The 16,011-nt window shown below is 70.1% G+C and carries 10 protein-coding genes; 4 read left to right on the top strand and 6 right to left on the bottom strand.

Features of this window, described 5'->3' with window-relative positions; genetic code table 11:
* Positions 1 to 72: 72 nt before the first annotated feature.
* Positions 73 to 1,173, bottom strand: a complete 1,101-nt coding sequence (locus OG947_RS16365; RefSeq protein ID WP_222645896.1) for a hypothetical protein — start codon at positions 1,171 to 1,173, stop codon at positions 73 to 75.
* 109 nt (positions 1,174 to 1,282) lie between these two features.
* On the opposite strand from OG947_RS16365, the gene malQ reads away from it, so the two are divergent.
* Positions 1,283 to 3,382, top strand: coding sequence for a 4-alpha-glucanotransferase (malQ, locus tag OG947_RS16360; protein ID WP_307091882.1), 2,100 nt, complete (start codon positions 1,283 to 1,285; stop codon positions 3,380 to 3,382).
* 41 nt (positions 3,383 to 3,423) lie between these two features.
* Here malQ and OG947_RS16355 read toward each other — a convergent pair whose 3' ends face one another.
* Positions 3,424 to 4,605, bottom strand: a complete 1,182-nt coding sequence (locus tag OG947_RS16355; RefSeq protein WP_308115447.1) for an NAD(P)/FAD-dependent oxidoreductase — start codon at positions 4,603 to 4,605, stop codon at positions 3,424 to 3,426.
* Between the two features lie 189 nt (positions 4,606 to 4,794).
* On the opposite strand from OG947_RS16355, the gene OG947_RS16350 reads away from it, so the two are divergent.
* The 3 genes from OG947_RS16350 (at position 4,795) to OG947_RS16340 (ending at position 8,133) form a co-directional block, all read left to right on the top strand.
* Complete coding sequence (locus OG947_RS16350) at positions 4,795 to 5,802, top strand: daunorubicin resistance protein DrrA family ABC transporter ATP-binding protein (protein WP_027504945.1); 1,008 nt, start codon at positions 4,795 to 4,797, stop codon at positions 5,800 to 5,802.
* Complete coding sequence (locus tag OG947_RS16345) at positions 5,799 to 6,602, top strand: ABC transporter permease (RefSeq protein ID WP_027504944.1); 804 nt, start codon at positions 5,799 to 5,801, stop codon at positions 6,600 to 6,602. Before OG947_RS16350 ends, OG947_RS16345 begins: the two co-directional genes overlap by 4 nt.
* A 73-nt stretch (positions 6,603 to 6,675) precedes the next feature.
* The gene (locus OG947_RS16340) at positions 6,676 to 8,133 is read left to right on the top strand and encodes a DUF2079 domain-containing protein (RefSeq protein ID WP_222632764.1); all 1,458 of its coding nucleotides are present in this window, start codon (positions 6,676 to 6,678) and stop codon (positions 8,131 to 8,133) included.
* 4 nt (positions 8,134 to 8,137) lie between these two features.
* On the opposite strand, the gene OG947_RS16335 is transcribed toward OG947_RS16340, so the two are convergent.
* The 4 genes from OG947_RS16335 to OG947_RS16320 all read right to left on the bottom strand — a co-directional run bounded on the left by OG947_RS16335 (position 8,138) and on the right by OG947_RS16320 (position 15,984).
* Positions 8,138 to 9,100, bottom strand: coding sequence for a hypothetical protein (locus OG947_RS16335; protein WP_328812372.1), 963 nt, complete (start codon positions 9,098 to 9,100; stop codon positions 8,138 to 8,140).
* A 46-nt stretch (positions 9,101 to 9,146) separates the two neighbouring features.
* The gene (locus OG947_RS16330; protein WP_328812371.1) at positions 9,147 to 10,592 is read right to left on the bottom strand and encodes a hypothetical protein; all 1,446 of its coding nucleotides are present in this window, start codon (positions 10,590 to 10,592) and stop codon (positions 9,147 to 9,149) included.
* A 203-nt stretch (positions 10,593 to 10,795) separates the two neighbouring features.
* Positions 10,796 to 12,673, bottom strand: coding sequence for an exodeoxyribonuclease V subunit alpha (recD, locus tag OG947_RS16325; RefSeq protein WP_328812370.1), 1,878 nt, complete (start codon positions 12,671 to 12,673; stop codon positions 10,796 to 10,798).
* Complete coding sequence (locus OG947_RS16320) at positions 12,670 to 15,984, bottom strand: UvrD-helicase domain-containing protein (protein ID WP_328812369.1); 3,315 nt, start codon at positions 15,982 to 15,984, stop codon at positions 12,670 to 12,672. The genes recD and OG947_RS16320 overlap by 4 nt, the downstream gene beginning before the upstream one ends.
* Positions 15,985 to 16,011: the final 27 nt, after the last annotated feature.

Below are 16,011 nucleotides of genomic sequence, written 5' to 3'. Positions count from 1 at the left end.
GAGGTCGACCGCGTACTACCGTGCTTTCACCGATCCGACTCGTTCCAAACAGGACGAAGGCACGGGCGCACGTCAGAGCGTGTCCCGCGAGATCTGATCGGACACCGAATGGGTGTTGTCGGCCGAGATCTCCCGCGTACCGGACCGGGAGATGAGATCGTCGATGCGCTGGTCGAGGCCCACGGTGCGCTGCACGGCGTCCAGGCTCCGGTGCTCGATCTCCGCCACCGCGATCTCGTCGACCACGCGTGACAACGCGGCGACCCGGTCGATCACCTGATCCCACACCGGGATGAGATCGGCTCGGCGCACGAGCACCTCGCGTCGACCCTCCTCGTCCACCGTGTCCCCCTGCGCCTCGAAGGCCGCGGTGAGTTCCGCGTCCAACTGGGCGAGTGCGACCACGTCCACTGCGATCTGCACCAGTTCGGTTCCCGGGTCGAGCTGCGCCCGGGCCACCGCGAACAGGTCCGAGCGCCAGATCCGCGAGGAGAGGATCCGGTCGTGGTACATCCCGGCGAGGAACAGCAGGGTGTCGTAGCGATCGGCGAACCGATCCGCGTCCGTGCCCGCGAGGGTGCGGACGACGTCGGCGCCCCGCGCGTGCAGCGTGTCGAGGCGCTCCGCCGCGGCGCCGCCGAGGATCCCTCGGGCTCGCGAGAGTGGACCGGGTCCGACACCGAGCGGAGTCGGCGTGTGCCGCAACGCCTCGAAGAGGGCGGTGCGCTGGTCGACGTCGAGGTGGATGCCCTCGCGCCGCTCCCGGCGGATCGCGCGGACCCCCGACGCGTAGTGACCGGAACTCATCACGAACCGCGTGCGGTACGACCCCAGTCGACGTTCGAGCAGCACGTGCCGTTGCAGCAGAGCCAGGCGCGTGGGCCCGGTGCGCAGTACGGCCGTGCGACCGTCGATCCAGTGCAGCTCCTCCGTGATCAGCCGCAGGGTGCCGAATCCGCCCAGTGCGGGGAACTTCCGGCCCGCGCGCAGGCGCGCGAGCGCGATGCCGCGCGTCTCCTCGTCGAGACGACCCAGTGCGACGAGCAGCGCGGCGCGGTCGGACAGCGGCTCGTGAGCGCGTCCGGACCGGTCCGACTCGATGCGCGTCGACTCGGCGATGGTCCGCACGGTGTCCGCTCGACGGGCACGCATGTCCGCGGGGTCACTCGTCACCGTTCTCCACCTCCCCCACCGATTCTGCAGGTGCCACCAGTGTTCCAGATCGAGTCGGGACACGGTTCTCACGTCCGCGGCCACCCCCGCGCGGCACTACCATCGAAGCGTGACGAACATCGAACGACTACGCCACCTCGCCGGGCTCCACGGCGTCGCCACGTCGTACGAGGGGTGGGACAAGGCCCGCCGCGACGTCGGTGAATCCACCCTCCGCTCGGTCCTGACGGCGCTCGACGTGCCCGTCGACAGCGACGACGACATCGAGACCGCGATCGTCGATCACGACGAGGCACCCTGGCGGCGCACCGTGCCGGCGGTCGTCGTGGTCACGTCCGGCAAGGATCACCACGTTCCCGTCCACGTACCGCACGGGACGTCCGTGACGGTCACCGTCGAGCTCGAGGACGGCGGCACGCGCGAGGCGGCTCAGCAGGACGTCTGGGTCGACCCCCGCGAGATCGACGGCGCCCTCGTCGGCCGAGCCACGTTCGCCGTCCCGGTCGATCTCCCGCTCGGATGGCACACGCTGCGCGCGGAGGGGGACGACGGTCTCGAGGCGTCGTGCACGCTGGTCGTCACGCCGGCCCGTCTGTCCACCGCCGAGGCACTGTCCGATCGTCAACGATGGGGCGTGCTGGCGCAGCTCTACTCCATCCGGTCCGCACAGTCGTGGGGCATCGGCGATCTGGCCGATCTGGCCGACATGGCGGCGATCCTGGGCGGCGAGCACGGAGCGGACTACGTCCTGGTCAATCCGTTGCACGCCGCGGCGCCGCGGCCACCGATCGAGGCCTCGCCCTATCTGCCGACCACCCGTCGATTCTTCAATCCGCTCTACATCCGCGTCGAGAACATCCGTGAGACAGCGATGCTGCCGCGCGACCGGTATGCCCGCATCCGCGACACCGCGCGCCGACTGCACCGCGCCGACGGTCGCACGGACGATCTGGACAGGGACAAGTCTCTGCGCGCGAAACTCCGTGCGCTCGAAGCGATCTTCCTCGTTCCGCGGAGCGCGTCCCGCCAGGCCGCGTTCGACGAGTTCCGCGCCGCGGAGGGCGTGGGCCTGCACAACTTCGCCACGTGGTGCGCACTGACGGAGAAGCTGTCGCCGGACGACACGCGATGGCAGACGAAGGCCGCCGCCCCCGGCACGCCGTGGGTCCAGCGGCAGCAGGCGAAACTCGCGCATCGCATCGAGTTCCACAGCTGGCTCCAGTGGATCTGCGACGAGCAACTGGCCGAGGCCCAGGCCACCGCGCACCGGGCCGGAATGGCCATCGGTGTCGTGCACGATCTGGCTGTGGGAGTGCAGCTCTCGGGTGCCGACGCCTGGTCCCTGGGTTCCGCACTGGCCGAGGGCGTGACCGTCGGCGCTCCCCCGGACGACTTCAATCAGCAAGGGCAGCAGTGGAACCAGCCACCCTGGCGGCCCGACCGACTGGCCGAACTCGGGTACGCACCGTATCGCGACATGCTGCGCACCGTGCTCAAGCACGCGGGCGGGCTGCGGGTCGACCACATCCTCGGACTGTTCCGGCTCTGGTGGATCCCCACCGATGCCGAGACTCCCGCGGGCGGCACCTATGTCACGTACGACCACGAGGCGCTCATCGGCATCCTCGCGCTCGAGGCGGAACTGGCCGGCGCCGTGGTCATCGGTGAGGATCTCGGCGTCTTCGAACCCGTCGTCCAGGACTACCTGGCCGAGCGGGGCGTGCTGGGCACGTCCATCCTGTGGTTCGAGCGGGACGACGACGGCCCCATCGCCCCGGAGAAGTACCGCGAGCTGTGCCTGACCTCGGTGACCACCCACGACCTGCCACCCACCGCCGGGTACCTGGCGGGTGAGCACATCGATCTGCGATCGCGGCTCGGCCTCCTCGAGAGAGCCGTCGACGAGGAGCGTGCGCAGGACGAGGAACAGCGTGAGTCCGTGCTGGACCTCGCGCGCGAGCGTGGCCTGCTCGCGGACGGTGCGTCCACCGGGGAGACGGTCGCGGCGCTGTACCGGCTGATCCAGCGCAGCCCGTCCCTGCTCATCGGAGTGGCACTGGTGGACATGGTCGGCGAGCACCGCATCCAGAACCAGCCAGGAACCGACGAGACCCAGTATCGGAACTGGCGCGTTCCCCTCGCCGACGCCACGGGCCGCGCGGTCTCGGTGGAGGACCTGCGGCGCGCGGACCCGTTGGTGCAGTACTGAGACGCCCTCACCCCGCCGACGCGGCGGGGTGAGGGTGGTCGTCAGATCGCGCCGAGCAGGGACTCGTCGTCGCGCTTCTCGCCGCTCTTCAGCATCTCGCGCGCGGTGTCGAGTCCTTCCCACACGTTCCACATCAGCACACCGCGCAGCACGGAGTCGTCGTCGAGGTAGTACACGACACCCTCCTTGCCGGGCGTCTTCCAGTCCTCGACCGTCCTGAGGTCGGTGCTCATCGTGCCCACCGCCTGGTAACCGTTGTCGAACACGTCGGAGTAGAAGTACGGCGTGTACGTGTACGGCTCGGTGGAGCCGGCCATGATCTTGCCGACCGTCTTTCCCATGCTGTTGGCGTTGTCCACGTGCTCGATGCGACGACGGCCCAGGATCGCGTCGGGGTAGTTGGCGACGTCGCCCGCGGCGTAGACGTGCTCGTCCGCCGTGCGCAGGAACTCGTCGACCACGATGCCGTTGTCGACGTCGAGCCCCGACTGCTCCGCGAGGTCGGTGTTCGGCGTCACGCCGAGCCCGAAGACCACCGCGTCGGCATCGATCGTGGAACCGTCGCTGAGGGTCAGCGACACCGCATTGCCCTGCTGCGCACCGGAGTCGACCTTCACACCCGTGCGGACCGTGACGCCGTGGTCCTCGAAGTCCTGCTGGAACACCGACGCGAGGTCCGCGGGGAACATGTGGCCGCCCACCACGTCGTCACTGCTCACCAGGGTGACGGTGACCTTGTTCTGCGCGAGCGCCGCGGCGATCTCGGTGCCGATGTAACCACCGCCCACCACGACGATGTGGGTGCCCTCCGTCGCCAGCGCCCGCAGGCGCCGGTAGTCCGCGAAGGTGCGGAAGTAGACGACCCGCTCGGACGGACGCAGGTCCAGCGTCGTCGGGGTCGCCCCGGTCGCCAGCAACAGCGATCCGTAGTGGTGCGTGTCCCCCTTGTCGGTGGTCACCGTGCGGGCGTCGCGATCGATCGACGTGACCGTCGTCGACAGCACCAGCGTCGCACCCGTCTCCTCGGTGCCCAACGGCACCTCGTCGGTGGTGAACTCCGCGTCGGTCCACAACTTCTTGCTCAGCGCGGGGCGGGTGTAGGGACCGTCGACGTCGGAGCCGACGACGAGGATGGTGCCGTTCTCGTCGTGCTCGCGGATCCCCTTGGCGGCGTTGTCGGCCACCATTCCTCCACCGACGATGACGTAGTCGTACTCGGACACGTTGTACCCCTCTTCATGAGCCGTGCGCGCCGACCGAGTCGGGCCGCGCGTCACCTGCACAGGGAGTAGCCGATGCGGACTCCGCGGAAACCCGACCGTGTCGTACCTGCGTGCTGTGATGAGTTCCGACGCTCGGCCGAGTCACATCCGACGGGCGCATCGTCGTGTCACGTCCGGAAGGGAAGTCTCATGGCCTCACGCAGTTCGGGTGCCACCGCCATCAGCGCGGTCGGCCTCGTCAAACGGTACGGGGGCGTCGACGCACTCGACGGTCTCGATCTCGAGGTGCCCGAGGGCACGGTCATGGCACTGCTCGGGCCCAACGGAGCCGGGAAGACCACCACCATCCGCGTGCTCACCACACTGCTGCGGGCCGACGCCGGCACCGCACGGGTGGCGGGCCTCGACGTCGTCGCCGACGCGGCGGAACTCCGCTCACGCATCGGCGTCTCGGGGCAGTACTCCGCGGTGGACGAGTATCTGACGGGCTTCGAGAACCTCGACATGGTCGGCCGGCTGTACCACCTCGGGAAGAAGCGCAGCCGTGATCGGGCACGTGAACTGCTCGAACGGTTCGACCTCGTCGAGGCGGCCGACCGGCCGGTCAAGGGCTACTCGGGTGGGATGCGCCGACGCCTGGACCTGGCGGGCGCCCTCGTCGCCGATCCACCGGTCCTCTTCCTCGACGAGCCCACCACCGGGCTCGATCCTCGCGCCCGCCTCGAGCTGTGGTCGGTGATCGAGGAACTGGTGCAGGGCGGGACGACCCTGCTCCTCACCACCCAGTACCTCGAGGAAGCGGACCAGCTGGCCGACGAGATCGCGGTGATCGATCGTGGTCGCGTCATCGAGCGCGGTACCGCCGACGAACTGAAGTCGCGAGTGGGCGGAGCCAGGCTGGAGTTCGCCTTCGACACGGACGGCGATCTGACGACGGCGCAGGGCGTCATGGAGCGTTTCGCACCGGGTCAGGTCACCTCCGATGCCGCGTCCCGGCGGCTCACGGTCGGTGCGGACGACGGGACCACCACGTTCGTCGACGCGCTGGTCCTGCTCCGCGAGAACGGCGTCACCCCTGCCGACGCCTCGCTGGGCAAGCCCAGCCTCGACGACGTCTTCCTCACTCTCACCGGCCAGACGTCGACCCGGCCCGACGCGGCCGATCAGCAGCCCAGCGGACAGGAGACGGCCCGATGAACTCACCCACCACGGCGCTGAGCGACGGCGCGACCATCGCCCGACGCAACCTCATCAAGATCAAGCGCGTCCCCGACCTCATCGTCTTCACGCTGCTGTCGCCGATCATGTTCGTCCTGGTCTTCGCGTACATCTTCGGGTCGGCCATCGAGATCCCCGGCATGTCCTACCGCGAGTTCCTCATCGCCGGCATCTTCGCGCAGACCGTCATCTTCGGGTCCACGTGGACCGGCCTCGGGCTCGCGGAGGACATGCAGAAGGGCATCATCGACCGCTTCCGCTCCCTGCCCATGGCTCCGTCCGCGGTGCTCGTCGGACGGACCAGCAGCGACATCGTCATCAACGTCATCAGCCTGGTCGTGATGTCCCTGACCGGTCTGCTGGTCGGCTGGCGCATCCGGTCGTCGTTCTGGGAGGCCGCGGCGGGATTCGGGCTGCTGCTGCTCTTCGCCTACGCACTGTCCTGGGTGATGGCGGTGATCGGACTGTGGATCCGGACGCCCGAGGTGTTCAACAACGCCAGCTTCATCGTCATCTTCCCGCTGACGTTCATCGCCAACACGTTCGTGCAGAGTCAGGATCTGCCCGGGATTCTGCAACCCATCGCCGAGTGGAATCCTGTCTCCGCCATCACGCAGGCGAGCCGGGTGCTGTTCGGGAACACGAACCCGACGATGCCGCCTCCGGACGCGTGGCCACTCCAACACCCGGTGCTCGCGACGGTGGGATGGTCGATCCTCATCCTGATCGTCTTCGTACCGTTCGCCATCCATCGCTACACCAAGGCGGTGAGCCGCTGACGTGCTGAGCCGGGGCGGCCGCACCTCGCGTTCACAGCTTGATCACACGAAGTTCGTGTAGAAATTATCTCCTGTGACGGCAACCAGACCTTCTGCGGAGACTGCAGCGGCCGCCCCGTCCGGCGGGGCGCGCCGACCGCAGGAGATGCTGCGTCGCGCCCGCCGCGCGGACATCGCGGTCCCGGCGATCGCCTTCCTCCTGCTCGCCCCGCTCTACAGCGCACTGTCCGTCGTCGGTCAGCACCAGCTGCGCACCTCCGGTTTCGACCTCGGCATCTTCGTGCAGCAGATCGCCTCGTACGCACGCCTCGACGCGCCGACGTCGGATCTGCTGGGCACGGGCTACAACACGCTCGGTGATCACTTCTCTCCGATCACCGCACTGCTCGCGCCCTTCTACCGACTCGCCCCTGTCCCCGAGACCCTGCTGATCGCCCAGGGCGTCCTGTTCGCCGTGGGTGTCGTGCCCCTCTCCCGGTGGGCGTGCCGCAGCCTCGGCACCGTCGCGGGCATCGTGGTGGCCCTCGGCTACGGACTGTCGTGGGGCCTGCAGTCGGCACTGAACTTCGACTTCCACGAGATCGCCTTCGGCGTCCCGATGCTGGCCTTCGCCATGGCAGCACTCGGCCAGGGGCACTGGCGTGCCGCGGTGGCGTGGACGCTCCCGCTCGTCTTCGTCAAGGAGGACATGGGGCTCACCGTCATCGTGATCGGCGCCCTGATCGCCTGGTGGACCACGGGTCGCACACGGATTCTGGGCCTGGCGACGGCCGCGTGGGGCGCGGCGTGGATCGTGCTGGCCATCACGGTGGTCATACCGCTGCTGAGCGCCGACGACGCCTACGGTCAGGGTTCGAAACTCCCGCCCCTCGGTGAGGGCATCGCCGACACCACACACGGTCTCGTCAGCGGGGACTCGCGTGCCGCGACCGTGCTGCTGCTGTTGGCCGTCACCGGCTTCGCAGCACTGCGGTCACCGTTGACCCTGGTGGCAGTACCCACCGTCGCATGGCGGTTCCTCAGCGACAACACCAACTTCTGGAAGCCGATCTTCCATTACAACGCGATCCTCATGCCGATCCTGTTCGCCGCGTTGATCGATGCACTCATTCGCGGTCGGCGCGACATGCACCTGTCACCGCGTGCCCAGAGAGTGGTGCTCGCCGCCGTCGCCGCCGTCGCTCTGGTCGCGCTGCCCTTCCAGCCGCTGGCTCGGCTCGCCGACGCCGACGGGTGGCGCGTCGACCCGCAGGTGACCACCGCGAGAGCCGTGTCGGCATCCATACCGCCAGGGGACCGCGTGTCGGCCTCCAACAACCTGGTCCCGCAGTTCGTGTCCGACCACCCCGTCTCGGTGTTCCCGCAGCGGGAGACCGATTCCACGACACCGGACTGGATCGTCGTGAACATCGGCCGGCCCGCCGGGTGGCCCAAGGACGAGTCGGGCGACAACACGGCGATCAGTGCAGCTCTCGCGGACGGTTACTCGGTCGTCTCCGACGTGAACGGCATCCTCGTACTTCGTCGGTGACGGGTCAGCGTCCGGGAACGGGATTCGTCCAGCCCGGGTCGGGTGCCGCATGCCGACCTTCTCCGGACGGCTGCACCGACTGCGGCGCGGTGTCGCTCGCCGACGGCGGAGCCGGGTTGCTCACCGACGGCGGAGCCGGGTTGCTCACCGACGGCGGAGCCGGGTTGCTCATCGTCGCAGCTCTCGGCGACGGCTGACGGGGCTCGTCGTCGTCACCGGGAGGCGGCGACGGAGGATCGATCGGGTCGCGATCCGGATCGGGGCCGGTGTGCGGCCCATGACCACCGGACTGCACCTGCGGAGTGCCGGGGAGCGGCGCGGGGCCGGGACCCGGTGTCGGGTCGGGGCGCGACGGTGCGGGGTCCGGCTCGGGAACCGGTGCCGGCGCGGCAGGTGCCGTGACGGCCGGCGTCGGCGCGGGAGCCTCCTCGACCTCGACGACGTCGGCGATGTCGTCCACCACCGGAGCCGGGGGCGTCGCGGGGGGCGGCGGTGCCGTGTCGACCGGCGGCGCGACCGGCTCGGGTGCCGTGACCGCCGGGGCGGGCGGCGTGACGCCGGGGATCTCGAACGGGAGCGGCGGAAGCTGGAAGACGAACGGCGCCGGCGCCGGCGCGGTGCCGTTCTGCACGGCTGCGGCCTGGTCCTCTCGCCGCTCTCTCCGCTCGTCGGCTTCCTGCGCCGCGAGGTCGTCGGCTGCCTGCTTCGCTTCCTTCTCCTGGCGTTCGCGTTCCGCGTCCTCTGCCGCGCGCTCCTTCTGCGACAACTCGTCGCGACGCCTGCTCTCGGCGACCTTCTCCGCCGCCGTGTTCGGTTCGTCGTTCACCGATGTCGGGGCAGCGGACGCCGCGGGAGCGACGAGGACGGACGCGCAGGTCACCAGCCCCCAGGCACCCACGGCCATCGCGCTCACGGCCAGACCGGATCCCACTGTGCGTCGGCGGCGTACGGGCGCGCGGTGCGTCATCGTGTGTCTCTCTCGAGTCGTGGCGGGAGGAGGGCCGGAAGACGGATCACGGAGCGGGACAGACGCCGGTGCAGTCGATCTTGCGGACGATGGCGAAGCCGTCGTCGTCCTCCCGCACCGTGAACTGCTGGTCGTACCGGAACTCCCGGCCGTCCGGAACCGTGAGTGTCAGGACGGCGTCGAAGACGAGCGGGTCGGAGGTGGACGCCACGTCGATGCGGTGCCGTATCGCCGGGTCCACCGCGTCGATGGATCGCTGCAGATCGGCCACCGTGGCGTCCACACCGGCCGTGTCGGACAGATCCCAGAGCGCTGCGGCCGCTGCGGCGTCGCGATCTCGGTAGTACAGATCGTCGTAGCGCACGATCACGGCGGGACCACTCGCGCGGGCCGCATCGATCGGCGGCGGCGCCGCCGACGCGGTCTGATCGGCCGCGTCCGCACCGACACCCGCGGTGGCGACCGGGACCGGTGCGGAATCCGCGGGGGCGCGCTGCATCATGACGGCGGTGCCGAGTCCTCCCGCGACGAGAAGGGCACCGAGGGCGGCGAGGGCGGGAAGTCGCCCGCTGCGACGACTCGGCCGGGTGTCGGCAGAGCGCGCGCGCAGTGTCGCCGTCGTGCTGTCGAAGGAGGGTGTGTGGTCGTCGGCGTGCAGACCCGGGTGCGCGTCGGGAACGATCGGGCGTACCGGCCCGCGCGTCCGCATCACGACGGCGGCGACGTGCGACCAGGCGCGGCGAACGTCCGCATCGGAGTCCGACGTGGACGGCACGTCCAGCACGGTGCGGACGCCCGCATCCCCGAGCACGCGTCGCAGATCCGTGGAGCCGGATCGCGAACCGGCATGTACCGCATCGTGTTTGACGACGACGATGCGGTCCGACCAGGTGTCGCGGCCGCTGCCGCGGAGCGAGTCCATCAGTGCCACGACGCGCAGTGCCGCGGCCTCGGAATGGGGAATCGGGACGACGATCGAGTCCGCGTCGTCGATCATCGCGACGAAGTACGGCTCGTCGCTGCGGGCGTGCACGACGACGGTCTGCCGGTGGTGCGTCAGGACGGTCAGAACGTCCTCGATGGCGTGCGGGTCCTGCAGCGACGCATCCGCTCCGAGAGCATCGTGCCCTTCGGGCCGGGTGTCGACGTAGTGGGACAGTGCTCGCGGATCGCACTCGGGTGCCACCAGGGCCTCGACGTCCTCGGCGATCTGCGCGGCGGCACCGTGCCCGGTGGCCCCACCGGCCAGGTCCCAGGCGATCACGCCCCCTGGCCGACGCTCGCCGACCGCTGCGGACATCCCGGCCAACGCATCGGTGCCGAGATCCACGCCGAGACCGATGTCGGCGATCACGATGCGGTGTCGGACGGGGAGAGCGCCGGACAGGACCCGCCGATCCTCGCTCTCGGTGGTCCCGGGGTGCGAGCCGAACAACCCGCGGCGGTGCGGTCGCGGTTCGTGTTCGACGCCCGGGGTGAGGAATGTGGACACTAGGCGAGCTCGTCGCGGCTCGGTGCCGAGGTGGACCGGACGACGGGCAGGTGGTGACGACTCCTCATACCCTGTCCCCCGTCCTGTTTTCACCGCCTGTAACGGTCCCCCCGACCGCAGTCGAGGAGAATATAGCGCACACGCACGACGTGCGGGCAGTGCTCGGACAACCGACTGCCACGAGACGCCGCGCGCGCGGTGGATCAGGAGTGACCGAAGGGCACCGGCGAGTCGCGACGCAGTCCGCTGGCCCGCAGCACCCGGCGACGGACACCGGCGCGCACCGACTCCTCGCTGCCGATGATGCGCACGGTGCGGCGGGCGCGTGTGATGGCCGTGTACAGCAGTTCCCTCGTCAACAGCGACGACGTCTCGTCCGGGATGACCACCGAGACGGTGTCGTACTGGCTTCCCTGACTGCGGTGAATCGTCATGGCGTACACCGTCTGCACGGCCGACAGCCTGCTGGGATGAACGAGGAACGGAGTCGACCCGCGCGCGAACGCGGCGACCACGCCGCCGTGTCCGTCGTCGACGACCACGCCGGTGTCGCCGTTGTAGATACGGTTGTCGTGGTCGTTCGTCGTCACCAGGAGCGGTTGCCCGAGATACCACTGTGCGGCGTCCAGGAAGGTCGAGGTGTCGGCGCCCACGCGGTCCATCGCCCACCGTGCCCAGTGATCCACACCGGAGGGGCCCTCACGGTGCGCGCACAACAGGCGGTGCCGCTCGAGAGCGGCGAGGGCCGCGGCCGCATCACCGGACGCGGCGGCCGCGGTCACGGCCCGGGCGGTGGAGACCACATCGCGTTCGAGCGACGACACGTCGGACCGCGGACCGAACTCGAGGGCGGGATCGCCCGAGTTCAGCAGGCGCACCACCTCGTCCTCGTCGCCGTCACGCACAGCGACGGCGAGATCGGCGATGACACCGCCGAACCGACGCCCGCGGCTCAGTCGCACGGTGCCCGCGGCGAGTCGGCGCACCTCGCCCGTCGAGAGACTCTTCTCCGACGAGTCCCCCGCCGCCGGGACGGACCCGAGGTCGGCGCCCACCAGGGCGGTGACCACCTCCGGCAACGCCGCCGTCACCGGCCGCGCGACCAGATCGGCCAACACCGCGCCCGCGTCCACCGAGGTCAGCTGGTCGGGATCGCCGACCAGTACGAGCCTGGTGTCGGCGCGGACCGCCTCCATGAGTCGGCTCATCAGCGTGGACGACACCATGGACGTCTCGTCGACGACGACCACGTCGTACGGGAGCCTGTTGTGTGCGTCGTGACGGAACCGACTGCGGCTGCCGGGCTGCCAGCCCAGCAGCCGATGCACCGTCATCGCCGGGATGTCGCCTCGCAGTCCGAGTTCCGGTGCCTGCTCGGCCACCGACTCCTGCAGTCGCGCAGCCGCTTTCCCGGTCGGCGCGGCGAGCCCGATCCGTAGACCGGGGCCGTGCACTGCGGTGAGCAGAGCGAGAATGCGCGCGACCGTGTGCGTCTTGCCCGTTCCGGGGCCGCCCGCGATGACGGTGGTCCACCCAGTCACCGCGAGTGCCGCCGCGATGCGCTGCCTATCGGGCACCTCGGTGCTCGGGAAGTAGGTGGCCAGTCCCTGCCGCACCGCCTCCACGTCGACAGCCGGCGCGTCGAGTTCGCGCGCAGCCAGCACGTCCCGGATCACTTTCTCCTGCAAGTAGTACCGCTGTAGGTAGAGCAACGGGCCGTCCGCGGTGTCCACCACGAGCACCGGTCGCAGCGGACCGCTCTCCCCGCCCAGGACGAGTGGGCTCGCCCGGAGGGCGGCCACGACCGCCGCGTCGTCCGGCCACGGCAGAGCGTCCGTGTCGACCCCGTCGTCGGCCGTGACGTCGCGCAGGCGGGTCAGGTCCAGGCACACCGAGCCGACGCGCACCGCGCGCACGGCGAGTGCCACGGCGAACAGCGCCAGTTCGTCCCGTTCCCCGCCGAGCGCGCCGAGTCGGAGGGCGACGTGCACGTCGGCCGCGGTGAGGACGCCGACGTCGTTGAACGCGCGCAGCACTCCCTTGCCGCGCTGCGCGACAGCGCCCGGGTACGCCGCGGTCACGACCGGACTCCTGCGAGCAGATCGGACAGCGCCGTCACGAGATCGGGGGACGGCGCCCAGGAGAAGACCCCGCGCCCGGGCGGAGTGTCCGGGCCGATCATGCCTCGGACGAAGTGGTACTGCACTCCTCCGAGGTGTATCCGGGGGTCGTATCCCGGTCGACGCCACCGCAGATAGCGATGCAGCGCAACGGAATAGAGCAGTGCCTGCAGCGGATAGTGCGACTCCATCATCTCGCCGGCCATGTCCTCGACCGTGAAGTCGTCGACGGTGAGGTCGCCACTTCTGATGCGATTGGTCTTGTAGTCCACCACCACGTAGCGGGAATCGTCGGACGACCCGACACGCAGGACCGTGTCGACACTGCCGGTGAGGTAGCCCCGGAGCGTCCGGTCGTCGAGTCGGCGCATCCGCTGCGGATAGGCCGCGAGCACGTCGTCCGAAGCGAGGTGGTCCGCCACGAGATCGGCGACGGCGTGCACGGTCACGTGCGCCGTCGCGGCGTGGTCACCGCCCGACAACGGGATCTCGAAGTCCATCTCGGCGAGCCTGTTCGACGGGTGGACCTCGGCGAGCGTGCCGGTGCCCGCCGCGCCGAAGTCCAGGGGCGTGCGCAGGACGGCCGTCAGCGCCCGAGAGAGATGATCCGCGTCGATGTCGGCACCGTGTGCCGAGACGGCATCGACACACCGGCGCTGCACCTCTGCAGGCAGATCGTCGACGGAGGTGTCGACGTACTCGAGAATTTCGTGCACCAGGGTGCCGAACGCGGCTCCCGCGGGCAGACCGTTCATGAGCGAGGGGGCCCCCGCGCCCACACCTGCCGCGAACGGGTCCTCCACCGGTTCGTCGCCGAGTATCGGGTCCTCGGATTCGACGACCTCGACCGGCTGATCGTGCGCGCCCGCGGTCAGCGCAGAGTAGGACGTTCGCCGCCACGCGGTGTCCAGCCTCCGGCCGAAGTGCGCGACGGCCAGTGCGCCACCGCTTCTCTCGGACGTCCGCGCGGGCCGGGCCACCACCGTCACGTCCTGCACCGCCTCGACGCCGATCGCGCTGCCGCAGCGCGACTGCAGGGTCGTCGCCGCGGAGGCATCGTCCTGCAGGCGCACCGTCGACTCCGGTTCCGCGATGCCGGGCACTCTGCCGAAGAGCAGTCGATGCAACGGGGACGCCGCCGTGATCGCCGTCGGTGCCCACCACAGCACCAGACGGCACTGCGCGCGGGTCAGGGCCACGTAGAGGAGGCGCATCTCCTCGCCCGCCGCCTCCTCGTCGTGGCGCTGCTTGCGTTCGCGGTACCCCGGAGTGGAGGACCCACCGACGTCGCGCACACGCGCACCCTCGTCGTCGTGGAAGAGCAGGGTGTCCGGATCGAACGATCCGGCGGCACCCCACGCGAACGGGACGTACACGATCGGGAACTCCAACCCCTTCATCGCGTGCACCGTGGCCACCTGCACGGCCTCGGCATCGCTGTCGAGCCGTCGACTGCGGTCGGCCACAGCGCCGCTCGTGGGGTCCTGGATCCGGTCGGCCAGCCAGCGGGTCAACGAGGTCACCCCGTGTCCGCCCTCGAGCGACTCGCGCTGGACGAGTTGCGCGACGTGCCGCAGGTCCGTCAGATCGCGTTCACCGGATTCGGTTGCCAGCAGACGTTTCTGGAGCTCGGTGGATCCGGTGAGGTTCTCGACCATCGCCGCGAAGCCCACCCCTGTGACGAGCGCGGACCACTCGCGGCAGCGCGCACTCAGTGCGGAGGTCGCGGCGTCGCCACCCTCGTCGAGTCTGCGAGCAGACCATCCGAGCAACGGTGTGAGCGCGGCGCGCCGCACGACGTCGGCACGGTGCGGTTGCTCCAGTGCCTGCAGGAGCAGCAGCCAGTGCACCGCGGACTCGGTGGCGAACACCGACGAGCCGCCGTACAGCACGGACGGCACGCCGGCGCGCTCGAGAGCGGACCGCACCTGCTCGGCCTGTCTGCCCGACCGGACGAGCACGGCGATGTCTCCGGGAGCGACAGGCCGCGGCGACGCGCCGTCGACTGTCAGCATCGCGTCGCCGTCGAGAAGCGCGACGATGTCCTGCGCGACGTCGTCGGCGATACGCAGTCGCACCTTCTCGGTGGCCGGGAGGCCCTTGTTGTTCAGCGGACCGGAGCCCGTTCGACCGAACACGCGCAGGCGCACTGGAGGCAGCGGGTCCCGCGTCGCGGCGGCCAGCAGGCGAGGTTCCCGGTGCGATGCCGTCACCGGAGTGACGACGATGTCGGGATGTCCCAGTGCGGCACCCTCGTACAGGTGCGCGAGCGAGCCGATCACGGCCGCGTCGCTCCGCCAGTTGGTGGTGAGTGCCAGATGCCGGTCCGCCACCGCGACCGCGTCGAGGTAGCTGAGCACCTCGGCGCCGCGGAACGCATAGATGGCCTGCTTGGGATCACCGACGAGAACCAGGGTGCAGTGCCCGTGGAACGCCCTCCGCAGGATGGACCACTGCAGCGGGTCGGTGTCCTGGAACTCGTCGACGAGCACCACCGTGAACTTCTCGCGGACACGCGCGCACGCGGCCGAGCCGTGCGTCTCGTCCGACAGCACGCCGTGCAGGAGTTCGAGGAGGTCGTCGAAGTCACGGACCCCGAGCCGCCGCTTCCGGCGCTCGGTCTCCTCCCGCGCCTCGCGGGCCACCGCGACACGCTGACCGGCCGCCGTGTCGTCGGGAGCGTCCGGACTGAGCACGGCCCGCCGGTCCGAGACCGCGGCCCGGGCCACCGTGCGCGCCTGCGCGACGGTCAGTGGCGGCGAACCGACCTCTGCGCTGTAGCGACGCAGATACAGGTCGTCGACCACGTCGTCGACGAGATCGTCCACGGACTCGACGAAGGTCGCGTCCGGTTCCCGCTCGCCCGCGATCCCGAGTCCGTCGAGCATGCGTTGGCAGAAGCTGTGCGTCGTGGCGATCGTCCCGGCGTCGAACTCCGACAGCGCCGTCAGCAGCCGAGTGCGCCGCAGCACCACCTCGTCGTCGTCGACGTCGGCGAGCAGTGCGATCAGCTCGTCACCGCCCGAACGGGCCGCCGACGAATCCGCCAGGGCGGCCGCGACCTCGGCGAAGCGTGCGCGCGTGCGTTCGCGTAGCTCGCGCGTCGCGCCCTTGCTGAACGTCACCAGCAGTACGCCCGCGATGTCGGTGACGCCCTCGGCGACGTAGCGGGCGGCGAGGCCCACGATGGCGTAGGTCTTGCCCGTGCCGGCGCTCGCCTCGAGCACGGTGGTGCCCAGCGGGAGCGGCCCCGTCAGATCGAACGTGCTCATCGCTGCTCCATACCTTCGGGAGCGCTC

Origin of the sequence: Rhodococcus sp. NBC_00297, from assembly GCF_036173065.1 — a bacterium.
In the GTDB taxonomy this organism is placed as follows: domain Bacteria; phylum Actinomycetota; class Actinomycetes; order Mycobacteriales; family Mycobacteriaceae; genus Rhodococcoides.
This window is presented reverse-complemented; position numbering and strand designations above follow the sequence as displayed.